The organism is Photobacterium sp. TLY01, assembly GCF_021432065.1.
Taxonomy (GTDB): Bacteria; Pseudomonadota; Gammaproteobacteria; order Enterobacterales; family Vibrionaceae; genus Photobacterium; species Photobacterium halotolerans_A.
On the sequence record NZ_CP090364.1, the window covers coordinates 1764886 to 1790342 of the forward strand.

A 25457-nucleotide genomic window follows, 5' to 3' on the forward strand; every position below is an offset into this window, starting at 1 on the left:
AATTAATCTTTCCAAGATACGTAACATTTGAAATAAACCCAATGTAAACGTTTATCAATATACACTCTGGCCAGGCGAATCTCCCTGAGAAGAAAAATGCAGCTGGTAGCGGTATTCTGGCTGTGTGAGCAGATCATCCGGCTTCACACTCGGGCTCCAGGAGTCGTCGCCCCCCACGCCCATATGTTGGTGATCAAGCTGTACATACCACTGCCCATCGGCTTTGAGGTGATGATCATGCTTCGCATCAGCCAGCATCTGCGCCGGATAACGGCTGACGCTGAAGTGAAAGTCGCCACGGATGACTAACTCTCCGACAGACAGCATTCGCGTCTGACAGCGCAGACCATTTTCTGACGGAAAGATATAAGGCGTATGCAGATCGTCGATACCAGCCTGATATTCGCCAAACCGCGCCGCTTCCGATCGGTCCGGATAATTTTCAAACGGCCCCAGTCCTTGCCAGACAATGGCAGCACTCAGGCCTGTCTGCTCAACCACAAAACCATCGATCGTGAACGCCACTCCCACCCGGGGTAACGGGGGCAAATGCGGCGCCGGTTTGACATGAATATCAACCGACAGGTTGCCTTCGGCATCCAGGGTGTATTGCCAGTGCGTCACGGCCACTCGCTTTTCGCCGTAAACGTATTCAAAATCCGCTTCGACTTTGATGGCTGCGGACGTCTGGCTATTGAGGGGGAATGTCTGGCTGGCCTCGCAGCGCACACATCGCCTTTCCCAGTGGCCTATCCCTGCGTTTGCCCAGCGGCTGACATAGGCCCGGGGATCCACATTGTCGGCTTCACTGGTACCAATATCGTTATCTAACGGAGCCCGGAAAAAGTTGTCTGTCATCGGGGCGGATAGTTTTGCCCTGCCCTTTGCTAACCAGTGAGTGAGCAAACCTGTCCGGCGATCCCAGCTCAGGCTAAAGTCCTGTCCGGAGACTGAAATGACGCTGTCAGACTGGAGAACCGTTCGGAATGTGCCCAGTGAGCGTTCGGCAGGGATCGCAGATAACAGCGAAAGCGGGTTAGGCACACAAAACTGTTCGGTTGCAATGACTGTCCCTGCTTCCGCCCAGCCGCAATCTTGTGTCAGCACCAGATCCAGATCGAGATGATACAACTTGCCAGGCTGACAACTGACGTCAAAATGCACCTCAAAAGTGGCCGTCTCACCCGGCCCCAGCAGCAAAGCCTGCCTCTGGCTGGCCACCGGCTTTCCGTCTTCTTTCAGCGTCCACAAACAGGTTTCGTTGTCTGTGGCACGGAACAGCCATTCACTGGTGATTGACACCTGGCAGCGAATACCGCGCTCGCTGTGTGCTGTATCGGTGAGTTGCGCCTGAATAGACTGCTGGCAGTATCTGGCTTCGTAAAAAGCCGGGTGCGGTGTCCGGTCCGGAAACATCAGGCCGTTGATGCAGAACTGACGATCATTGGGCTGATCACCGAAATCGCCGCCATAGGCCCAGAAATGACGGTCATTGTCATCAAACTGGCTGATCCCCTGATCAACCCAGTCCCAGACAAAACCGCCCTGAAGGCGCGGGTACTGCCGGAACGCCTGCCAGTAGTCGGCAAACCCGCCGAGACTGTTTCCCATAGCATGGGCATATTCACACAGGATTAACGGGCGTTGTTCACCCGGTAACGACAGCCATTTTTTTATCGCCCATTTAGGTACAGCCTCAAACGGCTGATCCTCATCCACTCTGGCATACATAGGACAAATAATATCGGTCGCGGCGGTATCGGCCCCGCCCCCTTCATACTGAACCGGACGAGAGGGATCCCTGTCTTTTGACCAGGCATACATCGCAGTATGCGTGCTGCCATAACCGGACTCATTACCCAGAGACCACACAATAATGCAGGGGTGATTTTTATCCCGCTCAACCATGCCTGTATAGCGAGCCATCATTGCGGACTGCCAGTCAGTGTCGCTGGCCAGCCGTCCCATCGGAAACATGCCGTGCGTTTCGATATTGGCTTCATCGCACACGTACAGCCCGTATTCATCGCACAGTTCATACCAGCGCGGGTGATTGGGATAATGCGCCGTCCGGACCGCATTGAAATTCCCCTGTTTGAGCAGGCGGATATCTTCAATCATGTCCACTTCGGTCACGGCATGTCCGCGTTCCGGATGGTGCTCATGACGGTTCACGCCGCGGATCAGCAAAGGTTTGCCGTTCAGACAAAGCTGACCTTGCAGCATTTCAATTTGCCGGAACCCGACCGCATAGGCTTCAACATCCAGTACCTGCCCATGGTTATCGAGCAGCGTAATCACGCAGCGGTACAGATTCGGTGACTCTGCACTCCACTGCAGCGGCGCTGCCACAGACAACTGGTGGTAGACCCTGTCGTTCCACCCCCCTTTTTCATCAATCACGCGCTCGTTCGGCCTGGCGAAGACACGGTCTGTGACAGGCTCACCACGGTAAAACAGCTGCGCAGCGACCTGATAGTCGCTCGGTTTCGACAAGCGGGTGACAATATCCAGCCGACCGTCCCGGTAACAGGCGTCCAGCGCGGGGGTCATGAACACATCTTCAATCCCCAATTCTGGTTTTGTCAGCAGATAGACATCGCGAAAAATTCCGCTCAGCCACCACATGTCCTGATCTTCAAGATAACTGCCGTCGCTCCAGCGCATCACCATCACCGCAAGCACATTCTCACCGAGCTTCAGATACGGGCTCAGATCAAACTCAGCAGGCAACCGACTGTCCTGGGAATATCCCACCCAATGGCCGTTACACCACAGATGAAAAGCTGAGTTCACGCCATCAAACACAATCCGGGTCCGCTGGGATAACTGGACATCATCAATGTGAAACTCACGGCGATAACAGCCTGTTGGATTCTCTGACGGGACAAAAGGCGGATTCAGCGCAAAAGGGTATTTGATATTGGTGTAGATGGGCCTGTCATGCCCTTCCAATTGCCAGTTGGACGGCACATAAATCGTCGTCCAGCCAGACGGGTCGAAAGCCGACTCGGGAAAATCAGCAGGGACTGACTCGGGTTTATCGTACAGGCAGAACGCCCAGTCACCATTGAGAGTGCGGCGATTACTGTCGCCCTGGTGCAAAGCGTCGGTTTCAGACGCATAGCTGAATAATGGGCTGTGCGCCTGAATCCGGTTTCTCTGAACCGAATGCGGGTTTTCCCAGTCGCGGCGCGCCAGAATCTCAGAAAAAGACAGCATGGAGTGTCCTCGGCATTTTCCGATTCGTTAACAATGCACACAGACAGCGACACCAGGATGAAAAAACGGGTGCGCTGTCTGCATCGGGTTCGCTTATTTCTTGTTCGCGTACTTCATCGAGTCGAGGGCGACCGCAAAAATGATGATGCCGCCTTTAATGATGTACTGCCAGTAAGGGCTGACACCAATATAGGTCATCCCGTAATTGATGATGGTAAAAATCAGCACCCCGGTTACCACACCGATCACACTCCCCACGCCACCGGCGAAGGACACGCCGCCAACCACACAGGCCGCGATGGCATCCAGCTCATACATGAAACCCAGGTTGTTGGTTGCCGAGCCGATACGCCCCGCTTCCAGCATGCCGCCGAAGGCGTAAAACACACCAGACAGCGCGTAAATTTTCAGGAGTGTCACCGGTACATTCACACCCGAGACTTTCGCCGCTTCCGGGTTACCGCCAATCGCAAAGATATTTTTGCCAAATACCGTTTTATTCCACAGTACCCACACCACGCCAATGGCAATCACGGCGTAGAAGGTCAGGTAAGACAGCCTGAAACTGCCCAACCGGATGAATCCCTGTGCAAACTCTGAAAAGCGCGGATCAAACCCGGCGATTGGTGAAGCCCCCACTGAATCAAAATACAGCGAGTTGACCCCGTAGACGATGATCATGGTCCCCAGCGTGGCAATAAACGGCGTCACCCGCATGTAGGCGACAATAAAGCCATTCACTAAACCTATCAGGGCACCGACAGCACAAACCGCAATAATGACAGCCACAATCGGGATCTGACCCAGATCCGGGAAGACTTTGTTGACGTTGTCTGATGCCTGCAGCAAAGTTGCAGACAGCACTGCTGCAAGCCCCACCTGACGACCGGCGGACAAGTCTGTGCCCTGAGTAATAATCAGGCCAGCCACACCCAGTGCAATGATGATACGAACGGAAGACTGGGTCAGAATATTACTTAAATTTCTCAAACTTAAAAAAGACGGTTCCTGAATCACGATAATCGCGAGCAGAATAAAAAGCACTGCATAAATACCGCCGGCTTTCAGGTAGCGCATCATGCTTAATTTTTTTAATGTTTCCATGTTCATAACCCTTACAGATAGCGGGAAGCAAGGCTGAGAATTTCACTTTGTGTCGTATTTCTGGTCTCGACAATACCTGCTGCACGACCGTTACTCATCACCAGAATACGATCGGTTATTCCTAGCAACTCAGGCATTTCAGACGAAATAATAATGATACCTTTATCTTTTTTAGCCAGCTCTAATATCAGCTGATAAATTTCAAATTTCGCGCCAACATCAATGCCGCGAGTGGGTTCATCCAGCATCAGTATTTCAGGTCCGGTTAATAACCAACGCCCGATAATGACTTTTTGCTGATTACCTCCTGATAAGGAACCAATCGTGGTTTTATGTGAAGGCGTTTTTACCCGCATGGAGTCAATCACCCACTGAGTATCACTCGACATTTTTTTATTGCTGAGTAAACCTGTGCCTTGTTTATAGTCGTCCAGGTTGGCGATCAAAGCATTAAAACGAATATCGAGGTTGGCGTAGATCCCGGTCGAACGACGCTCTTCTGTCACCAGCGCGAAGCCGTTTTTAATGGCTTCATGCGCGTCACGGTTCGCCACAGCGCTGCCGTGCAGCAGGATTTCACCTTTGCTGCGCTCACGAATACCAAACAAGGTTTCAACGACATCGGTTCGCTTAGACCCGACAAGACCTGCGATGCCAAGCACTTCGCCTTTGCGTAACTCAAAACTGACGTCTTTAATCGAAGGCTGATTCAGTGCGGTCAGGTTTTTCACTTCCAGAATCGGTTCTTTCGGAATGTTATCTTTTTCAGGAAAGCGCTGGGTCAGTTCACGGCCGACCATCATGCTGATAATGTCATCCATGCTCAGGCCTTCCAGCGGCCGGGTATCAATCCATTGCCCGTCCCGCAATATCGTAATTTCGTCACAAATCGAAAAGATCTCTTCCATTTTATGCGAAATATAAATAATGCCGCAGCCTTTGTTTTTCAGCTTATTAATAATGGTAAACAGATGGTTCACTTCTTTTTCAGTCAGAGAAGAAGTCGGTTCATCCATAATCACGATCTTGGCGTTATATGAAAACGCTTTGGCTATCTCAACCATTTGCATTTGAGAAACAGAAAGTGTCGAAACTTTTACTTTTGGATCGATATCAATATCTAATTCTTCAAAAACACGCTTGGTTTCTTCATACATTTTATTCTGGTCAACAAACAGCCCTTTCTTGGGGTATCTGCCTAACCAGATATTATCCATGACTGTGCGCTGCAGTACCTGGTTTAATTCCTGATGAACCATAGACACGCCAGATTCCAGCGCTTCTTTCGATGACTGGAAATTGACCGGTTTACCCAGAAAGACAATCTCACCCTCATCTTTCTCGTAAATACCAAACAAGCACTTTAATAAAGTCGATTTCCCGGCCCCGTTCTCCCCCATTAAGGCATGAATAGAATGAGGACGGACTTTGAGATTGACATTATCCAGGGCTTTTACGCCGGGAAATTCCTTGCTGATCCCTGACATCTCCAGCAGGAATTCATCATTTTGTATTGTCATACAGTCTTACCAATGTGCGGCTGGAAGCCCGGAGAAGCGGTAGCATGCCCCTCCAGGCCTGGATGGAACAAGGCGTGGTTATTTCAGGGTGCTGGCATCAACACCGACGTAAGGAACGCGAACCACTTTGTTCACCACTTTCCAGTGGGTGCCTTCCGTCGCTGAACGGCCGTTGGCAAGGTTACGTGCCAGCTCAAACGTCGCTTTTGCCTGGTTCTGGGCATCGTTCAAGACCGTACCCGCCAGCTCGCCTTTTTTGATCATGCTCAGTGCTTCGTCCAGGGCATCTACACCAAAGACAGGGAGCTGACTTTTACCCACCGCTTTGAGTGATTCCACCGCACCCATCGCCATTCCATCATTATTGGCAATCACAACTTCGATCTTGTTACCGTTTGGACCGGAGATCCAGGCGTCCATTTTGTCTTTCGCCATCGCGGTATCCCACATGCCTGTATCCATGTGCAATTGCTGGGTTTCGATACCGTTGTCGTTAATCGTCTTCACCGAATAAGTGGTACGGGCTTCTGCATCAGGATGGCCCGGTTCACCTTTCAGCATCACAAACTGCAGCTTGCCGTCTTTGTTCAGATCCCATTCCGGATGCGCTTTCCATTGCTTCGCAATCAGATTGCCCTGAATGACGCCCGACTCTTTTGAATCTGTGCCGACGTAATAGGCTTTGTCATAGCTTGCCAGAACGGCGGCACTCGGTTCTTTGTTGTAGAACACAACCGGCACATCATCCATTTTCGCTTTACTGATCACAACCGGTGCTGCCGCCGGGTCAACCAGGTTGATCGCCAGCGCCTGAACGCCCCTTGCCAGCATGATGTCGATCTGATCGTTCTGCATTGACTGACTGTTTTGTGAGTCATTCATCATGATGCGGGTATCACCGTCCTGATTGGCTTCTTTTTCAATCGCCTGGCGCACAACCGACATAAAGTTGTCGTCATATTTATACACAGTCACGCCGACTGTGGTGCCTGCTGTAGCTGATGAAGCGAGTGTAACGCCCGCGCAAAGGGTTGCTAGCAAGGTTAATTTTTTCATCAAACTCGTCCTGTATTCATTATTGGTATACGACTGGGTGTAGGGTTGAGGCCATGCGATTCATGTCGCTTATCCGACCTAACAGCAGCGAGTCTACCCCGACAAAAGTTAATAAAAAGTGATCAACACCAAAAATGTAAACGTTTCCCCTGCACAATAAAAACCTCAGTTATGTAACAAAGCTCTCAGGCAGGTATCAAAACAGCAGCGTTCGGCGGCTGGCATAACACTGAGATAACACTGCAGTTAAATACCTTAAAATCAGATACTTATCGTTTTATCATCTTAATTTATGAGCGATAGGAAGGAATAAATCAGGATACGGCCACCCTCTTCATCGTATTTTTGTAACAAAAAACACGTCGATGAGCCTCACAAAACATGCAGAAACGTCCCCACAGCCTCAGGTTAGCCAAGAGAAGAAAGATTGACCAGATTGATCATGTGAGCAGGAATTCACCCAAAAGTGTAAACGATACCAAAACATCACTAACCATATATCCCGTCACTCATCGCCGGCAAGAATCGGCTTTGAATCAACGCGGTTTGACAGCTCAGCTATACTAAGCTCGTAATCGGCACGATGGATCGGCATTAGTTTTCCAGATGTGATGTTCTGTGAATGAACTATACGACTCATACTCAACCCAGCTCACGGACGAATCACACACCCATTTTTGTGCGGAGGCCGCGATGTCGTCCACCAAATTCAATGACATCATCGATAAACCTACCTTTTTCGGTTCTCTCTTTTTGCTATTTGCTGTGACCTTACCTTTAGTCTTCTTTCCCGAAGCTGGTGCGGCCTGGGTACTGAGCGCCAAAGATTTTGTAACCGATCAGCTTGGCGTGCTCTACCTGATACTCGGCCTGGGTGCGTTTCTGTTTATGGTGTACATCACCTTCAGTGATATCGGCCAGATCAAACTGGGCACCCCGGAGGAAAACCCTGAGTTTTCCACTTTCTCCTGGGCTGCGATGCTGTTTTGCTCAGGGATTGGCGCGTCGATTCTTTACTGGTCAATGATTGAATGGGCTTACTATTATCAGACCCCGCCTTTCGACATTCCCGGCGGTACGCATGAAGCCGCCAAATGGGCCGTCACCTATGGCATTTTTCACTGGGGCCCGCTGGCCTGGTCGATTTACCTGATCCCTGCGCTCCCGATTGCTTATTTCTATTACGTTCGTAACCACAGTGTCCTGAAAATCAGTGAAGCCTTGATGCCGGTACTGGGGGAAGAGCGAGCACGCGGCTGGCTGGGTAAGCTCATCGATGTGTTCTTTATCTTTGGGATGCTCGGCGGCGGGGCAACCACGCTCGGCCTTGCCGCGCCTTTGATCAATCAGGGCGTGCATGAGCTTTTTGGCGTGCCCAATAACCTCTATACCCGCATCGCGGTGCTGATTGTGTGTACCGCCATTTTCGGTTACAGCGCTTACGCCGGCCTGAAAAAAGGCATCCAGTTACTGTCTAATATCAACATGTGGCTGGCCGTCGGCATCTTGCTGTTTATTTTTGTAACCGGGCCCACGCTCTTCATGCTGAACACCGGTCTGGACTCGCTGGGACGGATGATCAATAACCTGTTTGAAATGGCCACCTGGACCGAACCCTTTGCCCAGTTCCGCCAGTTCCCGGACACGCATTTCCCTCAGGACTGGACCATTTTCTATTGGGCCTGGTGGCTGGTATTCGCGCCCAGTGTGGGGCTGTTTATCGCCCGTATCTCCAAAGGGCGAACCATCAAAGCCATGGTGGTCGGCTCGATTTTTTTCGGTACTCTGGGCTGTTTTCTGTTTTTCATGATCATGGGGAATTACGGCATTTACCTGCAACTTTCCGGGCAGTTAGATGTCATTTCCATACTGAACAATCAGGGCGCCACTGCTGCGATTTTCGCCATGCTGCACACCCTGGCCCTCAGTAAACTGGTGGTGCTCGCCTTTACCATCCTGGCGGTGATCTTCACCGCCACCACCTTTGATTCTATTTCCTATATTCTGGCCGCCGTGGTGCAGAAAGAGATCGATGAAGAGCCGGCGCGCTGGAATCGTCTGTTCTGGGCATTTGCGCTGTCTGTCATGCCCATCACTCTGATGTTCATCGGGGGGTTAGATACCCTGCAAACCGCCAGTGTGATCGGGGGTGTTCCTTTGCTGGTTGTTGCCTTGCTGCTGTGTATTTCCATTATTCGTGCAGCGCACTTTGACCTTCGCTATCAACCCGATTATGAGGACAAAGAAATCTATATCGAAGAATTGCCGGATGACGATCCATGGACCGAAGATGGTTCCTGGGATCAGGAAGGACCGGAGGAGCATGGGGTGTCACATGACGATAAACCTCATATTGAGGGGGATCCGGACAGCCACCCTTCAAGGTTGTAATCCTTTATTTCTGAACAGGGCCAACACAGGCTCTGACTGAGTTTTCTCCCATCACAGGAGAGCAAATATGAAATTACTGATTGGCCTGATAGGCGTCGCCGTCGCCTTTTCAGGCTTGGTGATAGCCGCTGAGCCCAGACTGATTCTGGACTTTATCGACCGCCACAAAAAACAACTGTGGCTGCATTTTGCGGCAGTTGCTGTGCGACTGCTGATTGGCTATTTACTGATTGAGTATGCTGACAGTACCACGATTCCTCTCGTGGTATCCGCCATCGGCTGGATATCCATTATTGCGGCGATTTTTCTGTTAATACTGGGACGAGTAAATTTTAAAAAGCTCATCAGTTGGGCGGTTGGTCTGAACGACACTCAGGGACGACTGGCCGGTATATTCGCCACCCTGTTCGGTGCTTTTATGGTGTATATCATTTTGTAAAAAATGCATGTGATTTTATGGTTATCATGCTTCGCCAGGCTATTGTTTCAATGTGCAGTCCAGCACTGGCGCACCATATCCCCAGGTGATTTTCGCTTCGCCCTGATGCTCCCACAGGCTTTCATTGCGTCCGACATATTTGGTGCCGCTGGCGCTTTGCTGCTGATACATCAGCGAGACACTGTCACCGCGTTCGGCAATCAGCGTCGACGGATCGGTCGGATAGTAAGTCGCGATCACTTCACTGCCCGGTTGGTCCGTACAGCGGTAAGTCACAGTCGCTGTGGCCTGAATCAAAGCATATCTGGCCTGCAGCTCAGCAATACGCCGCTGATATTCCGACTCAGTACATGACTTTTTATCATCGGCTTTCCAGCATTCATTGCGGCCTTTCACCCAGCCTCTTTGCTCTGCTTTCAAGGTCGGGGGATGCTCATTCGTCGCTTTATCAGCAGCCTGTTGATAGACCTCAGACAGCTTGTTATCTAACGCGGCTAATGCTTCGTCCTGACAAACCATCGCCTCAATACTGCCATCTGCCACGCCGGTGCACTCAAACGATGGCTGTGCTGCTTTCACCTGATGATAAACCAGCACAGCTGCAGCACTGAGACTGAACACCACCCAGCCAACTCTGAATTTTCTGATTTTCATCCCGACTCCTGAACGGTTCAGCCTGCTCCCCATCAACTATAGGCAATCAGAGGCTTTCCGTCAGGTATAAGGTTGCTACGCCCGCTCCGGACTGAGTTAATTCAGCTTACCAATGAGCGTCAGCAGTTGTGTGAGTTGTGCCGATGTCAGTCTGTCTGTCATCGCCTCAGTACCATGATTAAAACTCACCAGCGCATCCTGATAAATCTCCACACCGGTTTGAGTCAGTTTCACCAGGCTGACCCGGGCATCCCGGCTATTCTTTTCTTTTTCAACCAGATGATTTTTTTCCATCGGATTCAGAAGCCGCGTCACGCCAGATGCTGTCAGCCCGACAGTCTCCGCGAGTGCGACCCGACTCATAGATTGCTCTGCCGCTGCATAAAGCTGATGAAGGACCAGAAACTCCGACATACTGATGCCATGTGCACTCAGCTTTCTGTCAATGGATTTCAACATTCCTGAATACCTGACTGCCAGCTCAATCATCAGCTGACCATTGATCGTCATTACAGACATAAACACCTCGATATTTAGTTGACTAGTCAAGCATTGATCAATGATTGGTGTTGCATCAAGTGTTTTTTTGTTGTGCCTGAATCAATCCGTTTCCGGTGGCTTATTCGTACCCTGCCTCATCAATAAAAAAGCCGGGGCATACCATGCACCCGGCTTTTTTCCACGTTACAGACGTGGAAATCTTATCCCATCACACCGATGGCATTCAGAAAGACCGCCAGAATGCCGACTGGCGTAATGTAGCGAATCAGGAACCGCCACAGCGTATGTGTCATCCCATTGGGCAGTTCTTCCTGCGTTGAGGTTTTCTTCATCACCCAGCCGGTAAATACTGCCATCGCCAGACCGCTCAGCGGCATGATCCAGCTACTGGTCAGATAATCCAGCACGTCGAAGAAAGTTTTTCCGTACAGGGTATGATCCTGCCAGATATTGAATGAGAACACAGAGCCAAGACTCAGCACCCAGATACCGGCTGCTGTCATCGACCCCGCTTTCAGGCGCGAATAACCTTTCTTTTCCGTCAGAAACGAAACAGCAGGTTCCATCAGCGAGATGGCCGATGTCAGCGCTGCAAACGACAACATAATGAAGAACAGCAAACCAACCACCTGCCCCATTGGCATCTGACCAAAAGCAATAGGCAAAGTCACAAAAATCAGGCCCGGCCCCGCACCCGGTTCAAGGTTGTTGGCAAACACAATCGGAAAAATCGCCAGACCGGCGATCAGGGCGACCAGAGTATCCAGCACACCAATCGTCAGTACGGTTTTACCCAGTGAGACATCTTTACCCAGATACGAGCCATACGTCATCATGCCGCCGCCAGCCAGGCTGAGTGAGAAGAACGCATGACCCAGCGCCACCAGCACACTGGTGCCGGTCAGTTTGCTGAAGTCTGGGTTAAACATAAAATTCACCCCTTCGGCAAAATGTCCGGTTGTCATCGCATAACCGACTAAGACCAGTAAAAGCACCAGTAGTCCCGGCATCATAGTAGTGACAGCGCGCTCCAGCCCTTGCTTGACGCCTTTAATAACAATGGCCGATGTGATCAGCAGTACAACACTGCCCCAGACTGTTGTGGCAACCGGATCGCCGACAAGCCCGCCAAACATGGCACCGATGTCATCACCCGAAGCACCGTGAAAAGCGCCGGTACCTGCGGTAAAGATATAAGACACCGCCCAGCCAGCGACGACGAGGTAAAAACTGAGGAGCAAAAAGCCGGTGATCACCCCCACCCAGCCGACCAGACTCCAGTGTCGACTGACGCCGGCTTCTTTTGCCAGTGCCTTCATCGCGTCTGGCGGACTGTGTTTACCGCGCCGACCAATCATGACTTCGGCAATCAGCAGAGGGATACCAATTAACGCAATACAGAACAGGTACAAGAGTACGAAAGCACCGCCTCCGTTTTCACCTGTGATGTAGGGAAATTTCCAGATATTACCCAAGCCGACAGCCGAGCCGGTCGCCGCCAGGATAAATGCCATGCGGGTTGACCAGTTAAGTCGGCCCGTTGCGGGCATGCCACCCGCATTAGCCGCTGTATTGATTGATACGGTCGCGTTTTTTTGCATCTCAGTTCGTCCTTTAACTTTTATAATTATCATTCTGAACCCTGCACCGGTTTGAACACCGACGCAGCTTGCCCTGCCGGTTTACCCTCTCCGGCAAGACAGGCTCAGTGCTTCTTGTGTACGGGTTTTAATGTTATTGGTTTTGGTAAAACTGCTTTTGGTGAAACTGCTTTTGGTGGTACAGCTGACTATACACATAGCCAATGCTGCCGCTGGTATCAGGTTACTGCGGTCAGCTTTTTGAACGCCGCCTGATCCCAGAGATCGTTAGCCATGATATCGACCAGCGCATCTACGCAATCCCACAGATCGACATAGCGAACGTATAACGGTGTGAAGCCGAAACGAAGAATGTTCGGTGCACGAAAATCGCCGATGACATTGCGTGCAATCAAGGCCTGCATGATGGCAAAGCCCTGCTCATGCGTCAGGGAGACCTGACTGCCCCGTACCGCCGGGTCTTTTGATGACGCCACCCCGAAGCCGTACTGACTGCAGCGCTGTTCAACAAGTTCAATAAACAACTGACCCATGTGAAGGGATTTTTCACGAATCTGATGCATATCGGCCGAGGCCATGATATCTACCCCCACTTCCAGCAGGCTGGCACCAACGACGGGCGTGGTACCGCACAAGGTACGTGCAATACCCGGTGCCGCTTCATAGTCATCGCGCATCGCAAAAGGATTGGCGTGACCAAACCAGCCACTGAGCGGTTGCTGCAACTGTGCCTGATGGCGCTTGGCAACAAACAGGAAACCCGGTGCACCAGGGCCACCGTTGAGATATTTGTAACCACAGCCAATGGCAAAATCAGCACCCACCCTGTTCAGTTCAACCGGCACAGCGCCTGTGCTGTGGCTGAGATCCCAGATCACCAGGGCGCCTTTTTCATGAGCACGGGCTGTAATGGCCGCCATATCAAACATGGCGCCACTCTTGTAGTGCACATGGGTCAGCACCACGACAGCCGTATCTTCATCGATGGCATCCAGAATGTTCTCGCGATGCTCAGTCACCAGACGCACTTTGCCGTCCAGAAACTGTTCCAGTCCTTGCAAGATATAAAGATCCGTCGGGAAATTACCTGGTTCAGACAGTATCTTATGGCGACCTGCATTCAGTTTTACCGCTGCCGCCGCCATCTTGAACAGATTGACAGAGGTGGAGTCCGCCACGATCACTTCACCTTCGTCAGCCCCAATCAGACCGGCAATTTTATCTCCCACCCGCTGCGGTATGCGGATCCAATCGTGGGTGTTCCAGCTGCGGATCAATCCCTGCCCCCACTGCTCTTCCACCACTTGCCGTGCTTTTTCTTTTGCTGCCTTAGGTAACACGCCCAGGGAATTACCGTTGAGATAAATGTGCCCGGCGGGCAAATCAAACTGATCTCGATACGCTGCCAGAGGATCATCGCGATCCAGTGCTTCAAAGTAGGCTCTGTTGAGTGTTTGCATGTTCAATGACTCCTGATTTATCCGATGACTAGACAACACTGCGCAACAGTGCGCGTACCGGGGACGCATCTAGTGAATCCAGTTTTAACGGCGGTGCGATCAGCTCATACGCTCCGGCGGGAACATCATCCAAGACCAGACCTTCGAGTATCGCCATGCGATGACGTTTAATCGCATTGTGGGCACGCATGGTTTTCGAAGTCTGCGGGTCCAGTGACGGGCTGTCGATGCCAATCAGACAAGCGCCACGCTCTGCAAGTAAGTCGATGGTCTCTGAGGCTACCGCCGTAAAATCAGACCGCCACTCATGGTGCGGGAACTGCCGGTAGGTTCTGAAAATCACCCGTTCGACCTGATCCGGCAGTTGATCGATAATGTCCTGCGGTTTGACCCAGCCGACGGCCTGGGTGGCATCAATCACCACACACGGGCCGATGTAATAATCCAGGCTGACCGCTTCCATGGTTTTCCCCTGAGCATCGTAATGCGCAGGCGCATCGGCATGCGTGCCTGAGTGACACGACAGAGAAAACTGACCCACATTGACCGGGCATTCCTCGCTCATTTCCCAGTGGAAGTGTGAAGAAAATGCTGTATCGCCCGGCCAGACCGGCAAGCCCGGCCGCAGTGTTTGCGAAATATCCCAGATTTTAGCCATGCTTCGGCCCCTCAATTGAGGTACGCACCGACCACAATTCAGGGAAGAATTGCAGCTCAAGCGCTTTATTGAGGTATTTCACCCCCGACGTACCGCCAGTACCGCGACGATAGCCAATAATGCGCTCAACCGTTTTCATGTGGCTGAAACGCCATTTCTGGAAATTGAATTCCATGTCGACCAGCTTTTCGGCCAGCTCATAAAGATCCCAGTATTCATTGCTGTTGTTGTAGATTTCCGCCCAGATACGTTCAATGGCTTCGCTGGCCTGATAAGGCTGGGAGAAGTCCCGGTCAAGGTGAGACTGAGGCACATCAAATCCACGTGCTTTCAGCAACTGCAGCGTGATGTCATAAATGCTGGGTGCATGAAGAACAGACTTCAGGTGATCGTAATATTTCGGGTGGGCGCGGTGCGCCTGAATCATGGCCTCATTTTTATTACCCAGCAGAAATTCCAGTTCGCGGTACTGATAAGACTGGAAACCCGAACTCTGGCCCAGTTCATCGCGGAAGCTGGCATAATCAGCCGGCGTCATGGTTGCCAGCACCTCCCAGGCATTCAGCATCTGAGACTGAATGCGTGCCATCCGGCTCATCATTTTAAAGGCTGGACGCAGCTTATCCTGGCGAATATTCTCCACCGCCCCATATGCTTCATGCAGACAAAGCTTCATCCACAGTTCAGACACTTGATGGATGACCACAAATAACATTTCGTCGTGCTGTTGGGTCACCGGATGCTGGCAGGAGAGTAATGGCCCCAGAGCGAGATACTGCCCGTAGCTCATGTCCTGATCCCAATGCACTTTTTCATTGTCCAGGTCCACTTTCAGCGTGGGCGCAGTCTGATTTTTATCCATTTTGTTCATCAAGTATTTCCTTGCCTGTCAGAGGCTATTGACCATTCATTTATTAGTTTACGAAAGGCCTTTTTAACTGTAAATTTCATAAAATATTCAAAACTCATTAACTTTTTTCATACATCATGGCTACAAAAATCAGTACAAGACACTTGCAAATGATCATGGCTGTGGCAAAGGCAGGGAATGTGTCGGAAGCGGCCAGTCAGATTGGTCTGACGCAATCTGCGCTCAGCCACCGCATTCGTGAAGCAGAGCGATTGTTAAATACTGAGCTGTTTTACCGGCAGCATAAGAAACTGATTCCGACCAGTGCCGGCAAACGGCTGCTGCTCTCAGCCACCGTGGTTCTCAGCGAGCTGGAAAGGGCTGAAAACGACATCGACAAACTGTCGGTAGGGATAGAGCATGTGATTCGGGTGGGGAATGAAGCCTACGGTGGTTACCATTGGCTACCGCCTTTCATCAAGCTGTTTAATCAGGACTTTCCCAGCTATTCAGTTGAGATTATTCCCGATGTCTCTCTCGACCCGTTTACGGCTTTACGCAACGGGACGATCGACATTTCGATTGTCTCCGGCACGGTGACCCAGACGGGCTTCCGGGTGCTGAAACTGTTTCGGGATGAAATGATCGCTGTGATGCACAAAGACCATCCCAATGCCGACAAAGCCTGGCTGACGCCGCAGGAAATCGCCGCCGACACTTACATTACTTATCACACCACACCCGGTCCCGGGCGCGAGTACGAACAACTGTTCAGCCCGAATCACCTGTTGCCGCCGAAAGTCATCCGGGCTGGCGTGACCGAAGCGGTCGTGGAATTTGTCAGAGCGGGTATGGGGATAACCATCATGCCGAGTTGGGTGATCAAACCCTACCTGAAATGTGGCGAGTTGCGGACTGCCCGGGTTACAGAGCAAGGGCTCTACCTGAACTGGCAAGCCCTGATTCGAAAGGATGAACGCTCAGATTCGCCCATCGTGACCTTTGCTAAAGCGCTGAAGCGGACGGATCTGCCGGCGCTTTAACTGTTCTGGTCATTGTCAGTGACATGGGCTGGTATCGCAGGCCGGCAAGCTCGGCCGCCGCCCCCGTTTTCTGAAAACCCTGCGCCTGATAATAAGAGACGGAATTCAGCGAAGCACGCACGGTCAGCTCAGCATGACGCACTTGTGGCAGTAAAGCCTGCAGCAGCATGGTGGCAATACCCTTTCCCTGCCAGTCCGGTAACACAAATAACATTGCCAGGTGTGCCCCTTGCTTGAGTTCCGCCATGCCAAGAATGTTACCCTGCAGCGCATACACCAGCATCAGGTTGTCTTCCTGCAGGCGAAGCAAGAGCGCTTCTTTTGAGGCGACTTTAAAGAAAGTATCAATACCCGCCGGTGCAAGTTGCTTTGCCGCACTCGCCATAAAGCTTGTTTTCACTAACGCTGCAACCTCTCCGGCATCGTCTGCCGTCATCTGTCTGATTGTCATGCGCTTCCCCTTCCTGACGCAATCTGCTGAATCGTTTTACTGTCGCTCTGTCAGCGCTGCACTTTTGCATTACTCTTTTAGCACTGCTCTTTCAACAGCGGTAAAATCACACGTCGATATTCCGCCAAAGCAATATTATCCGCTTCGACGGTGGCAGCGTCCGGTTCATGGAGCGATGTCCAGATGACCGCTTCTGCTTCCTGTGCCGACAGCTCACCCGTCCAGTCTGTGACCACATAATAATGCAACCGCTGTAACTCAGTGGTGGGATGGTACAGCGTACACAGTGGAAAATAGGCAATGGGTGTGACGGTCAACTCTTCGACAACTTCACGATGCAGTGCCTGTTCCAGGGTTTCTCCTGCTTCAACATGCCCACCGGGAATGGCCATCAGTCCAGGGTCAACCACTTTGGTCAGCTTGCGCTTTTCAAGCAGGACCTCTTCTCCGCGTATCAGCAAAAAAGACACGCAATCATGTACTTCCCTTTGCATTATTCTGCTCTTCCTCTTCTCGCCATGGGATGATCCGGGTGCAATTGCAGCAAATCCCACAAGTTGCCGTATAAATCTTCAAACACGGCCACTGTGCCGTAATCCTGCTCCTGAGGCGGACGCACAAAGCGGATGCCGTCAGAGACCATTCGCTCATAATCGCGCCAGAAATCGTCTGTGCTCAGAAACAGAAAGACCCGGCCTCCGGCCTGATGACCGATAAAATCGCGCTGTTCAGGTTTTGACGCTCTCGCCAGCAGCAAAGTGACACCGTTGGAACCCGGAGGCGACACCACCACCCAGCGCTTATCCTGTTCTGGTTGCTTATCTTTTTCAAATTGATAGCTATCTTCAATCAACTCAAATTTAAGCTTATTGACGTAAAAGTCGATCGCTTCATCATAGTCATCGACGACCAGCGCAATATGCACTATGGCTTGTTTCATCTGGGTCATTCCTGTTGATACTGCTGAATCATAAAGCCTTCGCTGCTTTGGGGTGGCTCAAAAAACCGGGTGATGGCATCAAATGCTTCATCCGTGGTAAACGGGCTGCCGGCAGGCAAATTTTGGCTGCGAATTTTCAACTGTGCTTTGCAAACCTCGTCCGGCTTGTCCACATAGTGCAAACAGTGTTCAACACCCGTGGCTGATATCAGGGCCGCGAACCACTGGCGCTGCGACACCGTATTCGCCGGGAAATCCAGCACAACCGATATCCCTTTGCCGAGTAAATCCTCAACATGCGGCTGTAAGGTTTTCTTGAGCCGCTCGGAATACTGAATGTAATCCGCCAGACTGCGAACCTCTTCCGGATATAAGGTGCTCAGCCAGTCATCTTCCACCAGCAATACGGCATGTTGCGTTTTGGCAATCTGTGCCGCTAATGTGGATTTTCCCGCCGCCATTTTGCCACACATAAAATGCAGGGTCGGAATCGCAGTCATTCGCTTCTCCTCATGGTTCATTTAATTTTCAGACATTCAGATTGTCTGACGCGTTAAAGGAATACATTCGCACTTCATCCCGTGCAAACCATCCCATACGCTCATAGAATCGCTGGGCCGCGGCATTTTCACAGAAGACAAACAGATGTGTTTTGGCTATCCCAATGCTTGCCAGCCCTTCAACGGCCTGTTCAACCAACAGCTGTCCGATCCCTTGAGATCTCAGCGTTTCACTCACCGCCAGATGCTGAAGATACCCCCTGCGGCCATCTGTTCCGGCCAATACAGTGCCGACGATATTGCCATCAATTTCAGCCACAAAACTGGTTGCCGGGTTTCGCGCCAGATACCGGGCGATGCTTTCCCTTGAGTCGGCGTCGCGCAGTGACAGTCCTTCAGCTTCTGCCCACAATGCCATGATGGCGTCATAATCTTGGATATCCATCAAGCGTATCACCACGCTTTCCACACCCGGTTTTGCAACGGTGTTCGTGTCATTGACGACCATGTCAGACGGCTCCGCTCTGTTCACACCGATACACCTTGCCGCCAACCCATAATTTGCCGTCTTTGGCTTCCAGATGAATCAGATTCAGATATTCCGGATACCCCATGTGAACGAAAGCCGGCTCTTCCAGAGATAAAGGCAGCGCCGCACAACATACCGCGCAAGCCGGGTCCTCCGGTATGTTATACAAGGGGTTAGAGGCTCTGGCATACCAACCGTCGCCAGTGGAGACATACAACACATAACCACTGAAATTTTTCCCCTGATTCCAGTTAGCCAGTGCATCCAGATCGAAACGGACGGCATTCAGTGCAGCGAGGTCTTTGAGCTCGATACACCATTTGGGTTTACCGGCACTGTAGAGTCCGGCTTTGAGGATCTGGCTGGCCTCCAGGCCAAACCAGCCAGGATCAGCTTGACCGGTAAAATCGGGAGAGACAGCTGTCGACAAGGTCATGCTGACGCTGACTACATCTCCGGATTTTTGTACGTCGCTGATACCCGTGCCGGTTTCAACACGAAACGACGCCTGAGCAATATGGCTGGCCGCACCCAATAGTGCATGGCCACAAATTGGCGCTTCTTTGGAACCGGGATAAAAAAAGCGAAACCGGACGTCGGCTTGCTCGCTGTCCGACATCACTACAATTACAGGAATACCGGAATCTATCGGATTTTCCGGTACTTCTGAGACAGCCATCAGGTTACCGCCCAGATCCTTGTGCTTTCCAAATACGTTATAAATGTGCATCTTTCAGTCCAGATAAGGTTCAACGACAGACAAACAACGACTTACCGTGTCTTCTTTCTCTCCGACCGGCGCAACATAGTGGATTGCGTTTTTGGCGGCCTCCACATTCGCTAATTTCGCAATGAGCCAGGTTGCAAGATACTGAGATGCCAGACAACCTCCTGCTGTTGCGACCGACTGGGATGCATGAAAAGGCTGCTCAAGCACCATTAATCCGGCGTCCATCGCCCAGGGCTGAGTCGTCAGGTCGGTACAGACAGGCGCGTTATCCAAAATGCCTAATGCCGGCAACAGCAGCACACCCGAACACTGAGTGGCAATCAGCTGTTTTTGCGGCTTCAGCGTTAATGCGCTCATGAGTGATTGGTCGGCTACGATCTGCCGGGTCAGCGACCCGCTGCCGATGATGACGGCATCGGCCTGATTGGCGTACGCCAGAGGTTGGTGGGCGGAGATGGTTAGTCCGTTCATTGAGGTTACTGTCGGCGTGGGACTGGTGATCTGCACCTGCCAGTTCTCGCTTTTGACCCGATTCAGTATTGAGTAAGCAACCAGTGAATCCAGTTCATTGAATCCTTCGAAAGTCAGTATGGCTATTTTCATTGCAGCATCCTTTGCAAATCAAAATGGTACGCTAGAGTAACGAAAGACAGATTACCCTGATTGAACAGCCAGTTACCAGCCCGAATTTACCTGTTTCATTGTCCTGGACGCGGCACTTTTTCATCGCTGACATTCTGTTCCTGAATAATCTCTTCCGCCCACTCATCGTCTTCAGCTTCAGCTTGCAGGCCGTTTTCCTTTTGGGCGGCAGACGGCTCAAGATACAGTTCAGTAAACAGAGCGAAATGATCCGATCCAATAGACGGCAGACGCTGAATCTGGCTAAGTCTGAAATGGTGGCTGTGGAAGATATGATCCAAAGGCCATCGCAGAAACGGATAGTCGGCGTGAAAGGTATTAAACATGCCCCGCCCCACGCGCGGATCCAGTAATCCGCTGATCTTCCGAAACAGCCGAGTGGTCGACGACCAGGCTACATCGTTCAGATCGCCTGTCACAATAATGGGCTGTGTACTGCCAGATACGCTGCGTGCCACCAGCACCAGTTCGGCATCCCGTTCTGCTGAAGCCGGATTTTCTGTCGGGCTGGGCGGTGCCGGATGCAGAAAATGCATTCTGATTTTTTCGCCGCAGGGAAGCACCAGCAACGCATGCATGGAAGGCACGTCGTCTTCGATCAAAAACTCAACGCTGGTATCCTCCAAAGGAAACCGGGCATAAACATGCATGCCGTAAAGATTATCCAGGGGACACTTCATGGTATAAGGCAGTTGGGTTTCAAGCGTATCCAACTGAGACTGCCACCAGTCGTCCGACTCCAGCGTCACCAGCACATCGGCCTGATACTGATGCACCAATGTGATGAGCTTATTTGCCTGACGGTTCGGGGTCAGCACATTGGCTGTGATGATGCGCAACCGCCTATGCCCGCTCTCACCGTTCGCCGTCTTCACTTCCTGACGCCAGAGCCGCGTATAAGGCAAAATCCACCACAACTGCCAGCCCAGACACACAAAACACGACAACGTGACCAGCCAATGGGCGTGAGCAAAAGCATTAGCCACCAGCAAAAACAACGCAAACACCGCCAGTTGCAAACGAGGAAAATCCCAGCCGCGCACCAGCCAGTGCGGGTGTCGCCATAAAGGCAACAGTGTGGCTATAACAAGTAACAACGTCAGAAACGTTAGCGCATCAACCATAACATTTGCTCTGAAACCCAACACTCGCCATTCGCCCATGCAGAAAGTCATTACTTCCTGCCCTAAGTATTGAGTTTAGAAGGTGTTTTTTACACTGGGGATATTTCCGCCAGCTCAGCGTCACAATGTCTCATCATGCTTCAGCTTTTTTGTACTCACAATCTCTGGCTGACTCATGGGTTGAGAATGACGATCAAAAAAGGGATTCGGCCGTCCTTTTCCGGTCAGTTTCCAGCCCAAAATTTTCAGCAATACGCGAATCATCATGGGCCAGACGCGATTATTGCGCAGTATGTCTTCAGGTAATGGCGGATTGGCATGTTGCGGGTAGGCATGCGCCCGGACCGGGCCAAGCCGCTCCTCCGTTCTGTCTTGCGCTGATATCACTTTTTCAATCAAGCCTACAAAAGGAAAACCAGGCTTGAGGGTGTTTGCTATAGGCGTTTTGCAGCATCCGGCATACCAGCGAAATAAGCCTTCCGGTGACAACCGTAAACAGCGAATATGCTCACTGCCATTTGTCCATTGCACGCTGGCCGGACTGAGCTGAAAAATCGCCGTGCCCCGATGTGCCGTGAGTATCCGTTCGGGCGAGAGTTGCTCGGCAAATGCCTGACAATCTTTGCAATAGCACACCACGCGGTTGCCAGACGACGGCGCGGGCACTTCTGCTTTTCCCTGTATCTGACCGCATTCACATCTCAGCTGAATTGTCGCCATGCTGCTTTCTCCCTGATCAATGAGATTTATTGTGTTGTCGCTGATGGGTTTGCTTTGACGTCAGCCATACTGGCATTCAAGTCCGACACCATCCGCTCTTGCAACTGTAAGGCATACTCTCTCAGACGCTTTGCATTATTCGCAAACTTTTCACCGCCACATGCTATTCCTTTGTAGGTAATATCCGGGCTTGAATAAACAGGAAGCCACTCATCTGCATAGGCCATCACAGTACCTTTCCCGCCACATCGATAGCCAAATGCGTATGGCCGGAATGCGTGTTGCTGATGTGATGCCGTGGTCTCTTTCAATTCATCTATTCGCACATCTATCTGACCTGAGAGAGTATCTATATCATGCTCGGCACCGGCCAGGTGTCCTAGCTCATGCTCAAGTATGTCACTGCTACAGGCTAAATCAGCAATAAAGAACTGAGGATAAACATCCACATATGTCATACCGCACTGTTCCGGTAATGTGTTTGTAGATCGCTTAGTGCTGAACAACACGCCGTAAAAATGATTGGGTCTGGACGCGAACGTCTCAATCAGATCAAAGTGATGATACTCAAGCAAATCATGGACAAGTGTAATCTCATCAAACTCTGCAAGATTCAGTTCATCAGCAACCACAATCTGATGAAATGTACGGCGCATAGGCACGCAGGAGTTTTTCAGAATCTGGTTAGATGTTTGTATCCAACTATCGATAATACCGCTCCTGACAAACGGTGAATAATCCTCCATTGCTTCTTTCGACACAAAAAAGGTAATCGGGGTATCTACCACGTCCGTCATTTCGCATTCAGGCAACTGCAACTGATTCGATGAAGCGGCACCATCAAAAGCAAGCGTTAAAGCAATAAAATACAATAAGATAGATAACACATCAGATTCTCGCTACTCAGAAGAACTCACTATAACAATCATGATGCATAACATCGCATGATATTAAGGTTAATGTGCGTCAATGCACATTTCCTCAACTCGACGATTTCAACTTATCCCGGACAGACACATTTTGGTTGTCCTCAGTTATAGTGTTACAACCTGCCAGTGAAAGAGACACATCAATGCCAGATAAGCTCAACGATTTCAGTACCAAACTGCTCATCAATCAGGCGTTAATTGATCATCAAATCGCCTGCAGAGAATTGCTGTACGACTTTAATCACTCGCGCCCCAGTGAGCAGCAAAAACGGCAAGACATCCTGAACAAGATCCTCAAACAATGCCAGGGCACACATATCGAACCGCCCTTTCGCTGCGACATGGGCAGCAACCTCTCGATTGGCAAAGACGGCTTTATCAATTACGGTCTGATTGTGCTGGATATTGCACCCGTCACGATTGGCGACCATGTGCTGATAGGCCCAAACGTTCAGCTTTGTGCGGCTGGCCATCCGGTGCTGTTATCAGAACGGGTACAACCCTATGCCTGTGGCGATCCCATCACGATTGGCAATCATGTGTGGATTGGTGCTGGTTCCATTGTGCTCGGAGGGGTTTCGATTGGCGATAACACAGTGATTGGCGCAGGCAGTATCGTGGTGAAAGACATCCCTTCAAATGTGATCGCTGCCGGTAACCCATGCAAGGTTCTCAGACGCATCGATCATGGTCAGTTACCTACAGAAGAGGAGATTCAGGCGTTATATCAGCAATTAGGGTTAAAAGAGTAAATGTCCATCCTTAAACATCATTGCTGACAACGGATATTGTTTTCTCTATTACAAATCGTCATAAATATCATCGTCGTCTTCAAAGGCAGATCCGATCGACCAGCTATCGACACGGCGAAAGTCTAAACCACTAAGGTCAGCGGCTCTGAGGGCTGCAACGACAGATTCATGAAACAGAAAAGTTGGGTCTTCTCTCAATCGAAAAACCAATCTTTTTTCTAAAGGCACTTGATCCAGCACCTCTTCATCTAGCGACAGTTTCAATAGAGTAAACCTGTCACCGACATAGGTTCCAGATATTTCACTGCGTTTCTTATGAATCGCTTGATGATGATTCCAGATATGCATGTAATAGTGTTCTGACCAAATTTTATCACCATTGACGATATTGGTTTGATAAAAATCTACGCCTGGTAAATTAAACGGTGCAAGAACTTGTCTGAATTTTTCAGAAACCAATTGTTCTGCGGTTTCATGATAGTCACAAGGTTGAAATTTGGCGCAATTACCTTCTGTAATTTCAACAACGCCAGGGCCAAGAACATGATTTTTCAAAGACCATAGAGACATTAAATGGTCTAACCCTTCATCAGAATTCTCCGCCATATCTAACATATATGCGCTTGACTCGTGGTTTTCTCTCAAAATATAGTACTGACTGTCGTATTTCATGATTACAGCTTCCGATGAATCCGAATATGTTGATCTGCATACTGAATCTTATACGCCAAATCTGGATGAAAATACAATGCTTCATCATCATAGGCCAACCAAACTTGTTCTCCGGATTGAATGGCACTCGCGACCTTATGCAAAGGTTTTGCCTGAACAAACTCGTATTCCAAATCCTCTTCATCGAAACGCACCATAGCCGGCAGGGTCTCGATATCCTCAGTAATCTCTAATTCATCGCTGATGTAAACGCCAGGGAAAAAAGTAAAATCAAGGATAACTTTTGGCTCATCTGAATAAAATTTTGTCTTTGCCATTTCCGCCAGTGGACCCGGTTGTTGAAAGCTTTGTTTGATCCAGTTTTCCATCAGATGATCTCCACAGGAGAAGCAACAACACCGGTGATATTGTTATCTTCAATGATTCTTTTGACTTTTTCGTTGATAACAATTGAGCTACTAAACTCTTTCACTCTGAATACATCATACTTAATATCAACTTCATTTATTTTATTTGCATCAAATACCATATCCATGATAAACCCATATGTCTCAAAATAATCACTATAGCTACTCGCTTGTGATTTAACGACGTCTAATAGTGAATATGTAGGAAATACATTCATATAAAAATAATTGTGATGTAGCTTTCCATCAACATCTACGACAACGGGAATAAATTGAACACCAGAAATGAAATTATCAATGAAAGTATTAACCAAACGCTGATGTGGTATCAAGTCAATCGCTTTAAGTACGTCAGACATATTTCGCTGTCGATATACTTCCCTAACATTAATTAAAGGCTTGTCAAAATACAATTTAATAGACAAGTCGCTTTTATCCAGAATATTCTTATACTTGCTATCAAAAGAAAATGAAGCTTCACCCCTTATAAAGTCACTTTTTAACTGATAAAATTTCACTGAGCCTCCAATTCAATAAACCTAGCGTCATTAAAATAATTATC

General features: G+C 50.1%; 27 protein-coding genes. 4 read left to right on the forward strand and 23 right to left on the reverse strand.

All coding sequences use genetic code 11. The features are described from left to right. Nucleotides 1-54 precede the first annotated feature (54 nt). The 4 genes from LN341_RS08470 to mglB all read right to left on the reverse strand — a co-directional run bounded on the left by LN341_RS08470 (nt 55) and on the right by mglB (nt 6902). Entirely contained in the window at nt 55-3222 is a 3168-nt protein-coding gene (locus LN341_RS08470) for a beta-galactosidase (protein WP_234203021.1), read from the reverse strand. 93 nt (nt 3223-3315) lie between these two features. Next, on the reverse strand, nt 3316-4326 hold the full coding sequence (mglC, locus tag LN341_RS08475; protein WP_046221314.1) for a galactose/methyl galactoside ABC transporter permease MglC: 1011 nt from the start codon (nt 4324-4326) through the stop codon (nt 3316-3318). An 11-nt stretch (nt 4327-4337) separates the two neighbouring features. Further along, nucleotides 4338-5846 (reverse strand): galactose/methyl galactoside ABC transporter ATP-binding protein MglA, encoded by a 1509-nt coding sequence (mglA, locus tag LN341_RS08480; RefSeq protein WP_234203022.1) that lies wholly within the window; start codon nt 5844-5846, stop codon nt 4338-4340. A 78-nt stretch (nt 5847-5924) separates the two neighbouring features. Then, nucleotides 5925-6902: a galactose/glucose ABC transporter substrate-binding protein MglB gene (mglB, locus tag LN341_RS08485; RefSeq protein ID WP_234203023.1), complete on the reverse strand. Its 978-nt coding sequence runs from the start codon at nt 6900-6902 to the stop codon at nt 5925-5927. A gap of 693 nt (nt 6903-7595) precedes the next feature. Between mglB and LN341_RS08490 the strand changes: the two genes are divergently transcribed. Continuing rightward, nucleotides 7596-9293 (forward strand): BCCT family transporter, encoded by a 1698-nt coding sequence (locus tag LN341_RS08490; RefSeq protein WP_234203024.1) that lies wholly within the window; start codon nt 7596-7598, stop codon nt 9291-9293. 67 nt (nt 9294-9360) lie between these two features. Then, nucleotides 9361-9732 (forward strand): hypothetical protein, encoded by a 372-nt coding sequence (locus LN341_RS08495; protein ID WP_046221318.1) that lies wholly within the window; start codon nt 9361-9363, stop codon nt 9730-9732. A gap of 39 nt (nt 9733-9771) precedes the next feature. Here LN341_RS08495 and LN341_RS08500 read toward each other — a convergent pair whose 3' ends face one another. The 6 genes from LN341_RS08500 to kynA all read right to left on the reverse strand — a co-directional run bounded on the left by LN341_RS08500 (nt 9772) and on the right by kynA (nt 15477). Further along, nucleotides 9772-10386: an MliC family protein gene (locus LN341_RS08500; RefSeq protein WP_234203025.1), complete on the reverse strand. Its 615-nt coding sequence runs from the start codon at nt 10384-10386 to the stop codon at nt 9772-9774. Nucleotides 10387-10482: 96 nt separating this feature from the next. After that, entirely contained in the window at nt 10483-10905 is a 423-nt protein-coding gene (locus tag LN341_RS08505) for a MarR family winged helix-turn-helix transcriptional regulator (protein WP_046221351.1), read from the reverse strand. A 182-nt stretch (nt 10906-11087) separates the two neighbouring features. After that, complete coding sequence (locus LN341_RS08510) at nt 11088-12488, reverse strand: sodium-dependent transporter (RefSeq protein ID WP_234203026.1); 1401 nt, start codon at nt 12486-12488, stop codon at nt 11088-11090. A 218-nt stretch (nt 12489-12706) separates the two neighbouring features. Then, entirely contained in the window at nt 12707-13948 is a 1242-nt protein-coding gene (kynU, locus tag LN341_RS08515; RefSeq protein ID WP_234203027.1) for a kynureninase, read from the reverse strand. A gap of 28 nt (nt 13949-13976) precedes the next feature. Next, nucleotides 13977-14606, reverse strand: a complete 630-nt coding sequence (gene kynB / locus LN341_RS08520) for an arylformamidase (RefSeq protein ID WP_234203028.1) — start codon at nt 14604-14606, stop codon at nt 13977-13979. Beyond that, the gene (kynA, locus tag LN341_RS08525) at nt 14599-15477 is read right to left on the reverse strand and encodes a tryptophan 2,3-dioxygenase (RefSeq protein WP_046221323.1); all 879 of its coding nucleotides are present in this window, start codon (nt 15475-15477) and stop codon (nt 14599-14601) included. The genes kynB and kynA overlap by 8 nt, the downstream gene beginning before the upstream one ends. Before the next feature lie 155 nt (nt 15478-15632). Between kynA and LN341_RS08530 the strand changes: the two genes are divergently transcribed. Next, a complete protein-coding gene (locus tag LN341_RS08530) occupies nt 15633-16499 on the forward strand; it encodes a LysR family transcriptional regulator (protein ID WP_234203029.1) in 867 nt (288 codons plus the stop codon). On the opposite strand, the gene LN341_RS08535 is transcribed toward LN341_RS08530, so the two are convergent. The 10 genes from LN341_RS08535 to LN341_RS08580 all read right to left on the reverse strand — a co-directional run bounded on the left by LN341_RS08535 (nt 16462) and on the right by LN341_RS08580 (nt 23022). Next, nucleotides 16462-16950, reverse strand: coding sequence for a GNAT family N-acetyltransferase (locus tag LN341_RS08535; protein WP_234203030.1), 489 nt, complete (start codon nt 16948-16950; stop codon nt 16462-16464). The two genes, LN341_RS08530 and LN341_RS08535, sit on opposite strands and share 38 nt — an antisense overlap. Before the next feature lie 77 nt (nt 16951-17027). Further along, nucleotides 17028-17444, reverse strand: a complete 417-nt coding sequence (locus LN341_RS08540) for an NUDIX hydrolase (RefSeq protein WP_234203031.1) — start codon at nt 17442-17444, stop codon at nt 17028-17030. After that, nucleotides 17444-17890 carry a VOC family protein gene (locus LN341_RS08545; RefSeq protein ID WP_234203032.1) on the reverse strand — a complete coding sequence of 149 codons (447 nt, stop codon included), beginning with the start codon at nt 17888-17890 and terminating at the stop codon, nt 17444-17446. The genes LN341_RS08540 and LN341_RS08545 overlap by 1 nt, the downstream gene beginning before the upstream one ends. A 5-nt stretch (nt 17891-17895) precedes the next feature. Then, entirely contained in the window at nt 17896-18390 is a 495-nt protein-coding gene (locus LN341_RS08550) for an ATP-binding protein (RefSeq protein ID WP_234203033.1), read from the reverse strand. Nucleotides 18391-18418: 28 nt separating this feature from the next. Continuing rightward, on the reverse strand, nt 18419-18835 hold the full coding sequence (locus LN341_RS08555; RefSeq protein WP_046221352.1) for a GNAT family N-acetyltransferase: 417 nt from the start codon (nt 18833-18835) through the stop codon (nt 18419-18421). 64 nt (nt 18836-18899) lie between these two features. After that, complete coding sequence (locus LN341_RS08560; protein WP_234203034.1) at nt 18900-19649, reverse strand: PhzF family phenazine biosynthesis protein; 750 nt, start codon at nt 19647-19649, stop codon at nt 18900-18902. Between the two features lie 3 nt (nt 19650-19652). After that, on the reverse strand, nt 19653-20252 hold the full coding sequence (locus LN341_RS08565; RefSeq protein ID WP_234203035.1) for a DJ-1/PfpI family protein: 600 nt from the start codon (nt 20250-20252) through the stop codon (nt 19653-19655). A 95-nt stretch (nt 20253-20347) separates the two neighbouring features. After that, nucleotides 20348-21415 (reverse strand): endonuclease/exonuclease/phosphatase family protein, encoded by a 1068-nt coding sequence (locus tag LN341_RS08570; protein WP_234203036.1) that lies wholly within the window; start codon nt 21413-21415, stop codon nt 20348-20350. A 120-nt stretch (nt 21416-21535) separates the two neighbouring features. Beyond that, nucleotides 21536-22135: a DUF6151 family protein gene (locus LN341_RS08575; protein WP_234203037.1), complete on the reverse strand. Its 600-nt coding sequence runs from the start codon at nt 22133-22135 to the stop codon at nt 21536-21538. A gap of 26 nt (nt 22136-22161) precedes the next feature. Beyond that, on the reverse strand, nt 22162-23022 hold the full coding sequence (locus LN341_RS08580; RefSeq protein WP_234203038.1) for a hypothetical protein: 861 nt from the start codon (nt 23020-23022) through the stop codon (nt 22162-22164). 185 nt (nt 23023-23207) lie between these two features. Between LN341_RS08580 and LN341_RS08585 the strand changes: the two genes are divergently transcribed. Next, nucleotides 23208-23816, forward strand: a complete 609-nt coding sequence (locus LN341_RS08585) for a sugar O-acetyltransferase (RefSeq protein WP_234203039.1) — start codon at nt 23208-23210, stop codon at nt 23814-23816. 48 nt (nt 23817-23864) lie between these two features. Here LN341_RS08585 and LN341_RS08590 read toward each other — a convergent pair whose 3' ends face one another. Genes LN341_RS08590 through LN341_RS08600 form a run of 3 tightly spaced genes read right to left on the reverse strand, consistent with a single transcriptional unit; the run spans nt 23865 to nt 25413 of the window. Beyond that, the gene (locus LN341_RS08590) at nt 23865-24488 is read right to left on the reverse strand and encodes a hypothetical protein (protein WP_234203040.1); all 624 of its coding nucleotides are present in this window, start codon (nt 24486-24488) and stop codon (nt 23865-23867) included. 2 nt (nt 24489-24490) lie between these two features. Next, on the reverse strand, nt 24491-24856 hold the full coding sequence (locus LN341_RS08595; protein ID WP_234203041.1) for a hypothetical protein: 366 nt from the start codon (nt 24854-24856) through the stop codon (nt 24491-24493). Then, nucleotides 24856-25413 carry an imm11 family protein gene (locus LN341_RS08600; protein WP_234203042.1) on the reverse strand — a complete coding sequence of 186 codons (558 nt, stop codon included), beginning with the start codon at nt 25411-25413 and terminating at the stop codon, nt 24856-24858. Before LN341_RS08600 ends, LN341_RS08595 begins: the two co-directional genes overlap by 1 nt. Nucleotides 25414-25457: the final 44 nt, after the last annotated feature.

What these genes read in the sequence shown, in the direction of transcription:
- kynB (WP_234203028.1), bottom strand. Translation starts at nt 14,606, where the DNA reads ATGGCTAAAATCTGGGATATTTCGCAAACACTGCGGCCGGGCTTGCCG.
- LN341_RS08470 (WP_234203021.1), bottom strand. Translation starts at nt 3,222, where the DNA reads ATGCTGTCTTTTTCTGAGATTCTGGCGCGCCGCGACTGGGAAAACCCG.
- kynA (WP_046221323.1), bottom strand. Translation starts at nt 15,477, where the DNA reads ATGAACAAAATGGATAAAAATCAGACTGCGCCCACGCTGAAAGTGGAC.
- LN341_RS08585 (WP_234203039.1), top strand. Translation starts at nt 23,208, where the DNA reads ATGCCAGATAAGCTCAACGATTTCAGTACCAAACTGCTCATCAATCAG.
- LN341_RS08510 (WP_234203026.1), bottom strand. Translation starts at nt 12,488, where the DNA reads ATGCAAAAAAACGCGACCGTATCAATCAATACAGCGGCTAATGCGGGT.
- LN341_RS08595 (WP_234203041.1), bottom strand. Translation starts at nt 24,856, where the DNA reads ATGGAAAACTGGATCAAACAAAGCTTTCAACAACCGGGTCCACTGGCG.
- LN341_RS08575 (WP_234203037.1), bottom strand. Translation starts at nt 22,135, where the DNA reads ATGGCGACAATTCAGCTGAGATGTGAATGCGGTCAGATACAGGGAAAA.
- mglC (WP_046221314.1), bottom strand. Translation starts at nt 4,326, where the DNA reads ATGGAAACATTAAAAAAATTAAGCATGATGCGCTACCTGAAAGCCGGC.
- LN341_RS08560 (WP_234203034.1), bottom strand. Translation starts at nt 19,649, where the DNA reads ATGCACATTTATAACGTATTTGGAAAGCACAAGGATCTGGGCGGTAAC.
- LN341_RS08530 (WP_234203029.1), top strand. Translation starts at nt 15,633, where the DNA reads ATGGCTGTGGCAAAGGCAGGGAATGTGTCGGAAGCGGCCAGTCAGATT.
- mglB (WP_234203023.1), bottom strand. Translation starts at nt 6,902, where the DNA reads ATGAAAAAATTAACCTTGCTAGCAACCCTTTGCGCGGGCGTTACACTC.
- LN341_RS08505 (WP_046221351.1), bottom strand. Translation starts at nt 10,905, where the DNA reads ATGTCTGTAATGACGATCAATGGTCAGCTGATGATTGAGCTGGCAGTC.
- LN341_RS08490 (WP_234203024.1), top strand. Translation starts at nt 7,596, where the DNA reads ATGTCGTCCACCAAATTCAATGACATCATCGATAAACCTACCTTTTTC.
- LN341_RS08555 (WP_046221352.1), bottom strand. Translation starts at nt 18,835, where the DNA reads ATGGATATCCAAGATTATGACGCCATCATGGCATTGTGGGCAGAAGCT.
- mglA (WP_234203022.1), bottom strand. Translation starts at nt 5,846, where the DNA reads ATGACAATACAAAATGATGAATTCCTGCTGGAGATGTCAGGGATCAGC.
- LN341_RS08565 (WP_234203035.1), bottom strand. Translation starts at nt 20,252, where the DNA reads ATGAAAATAGCCATACTGACTTTCGAAGGATTCAATGAACTGGATTCA.
- LN341_RS08545 (WP_234203032.1), bottom strand. Translation starts at nt 17,890, where the DNA reads ATGAAACAAGCCATAGTGCATATTGCGCTGGTCGTCGATGACTATGAT.
- LN341_RS08590 (WP_234203040.1), bottom strand. Translation starts at nt 24,488, where the DNA reads ATGAAATACGACAGTCAGTACTATATTTTGAGAGAAAACCACGAGTCA.
- LN341_RS08535 (WP_234203030.1), bottom strand. Translation starts at nt 16,950, where the DNA reads ATGACAATCAGACAGATGACGGCAGACGATGCCGGAGAGGTTGCAGCG.
- kynU (WP_234203027.1), bottom strand. Translation starts at nt 13,948, where the DNA reads ATGCAAACACTCAACAGAGCCTACTTTGAAGCACTGGATCGCGATGAT.
- LN341_RS08500 (WP_234203025.1), bottom strand. Translation starts at nt 10,386, where the DNA reads ATGAAAATCAGAAAATTCAGAGTTGGCTGGGTGGTGTTCAGTCTCAGT.
- LN341_RS08570 (WP_234203036.1), bottom strand. Translation starts at nt 21,415, where the DNA reads ATGGTTGATGCGCTAACGTTTCTGACGTTGTTACTTGTTATAGCCACA.
- LN341_RS08495 (WP_046221318.1), top strand. Translation starts at nt 9,361, where the DNA reads ATGAAATTACTGATTGGCCTGATAGGCGTCGCCGTCGCCTTTTCAGGC.
- LN341_RS08550 (WP_234203033.1), bottom strand. Translation starts at nt 18,390, where the DNA reads ATGACTGCGATTCCGACCCTGCATTTTATGTGTGGCAAAATGGCGGCG.
- LN341_RS08540 (WP_234203031.1), bottom strand. Translation starts at nt 17,444, where the DNA reads ATGCAAAGGGAAGTACATGATTGCGTGTCTTTTTTGCTGATACGCGGA.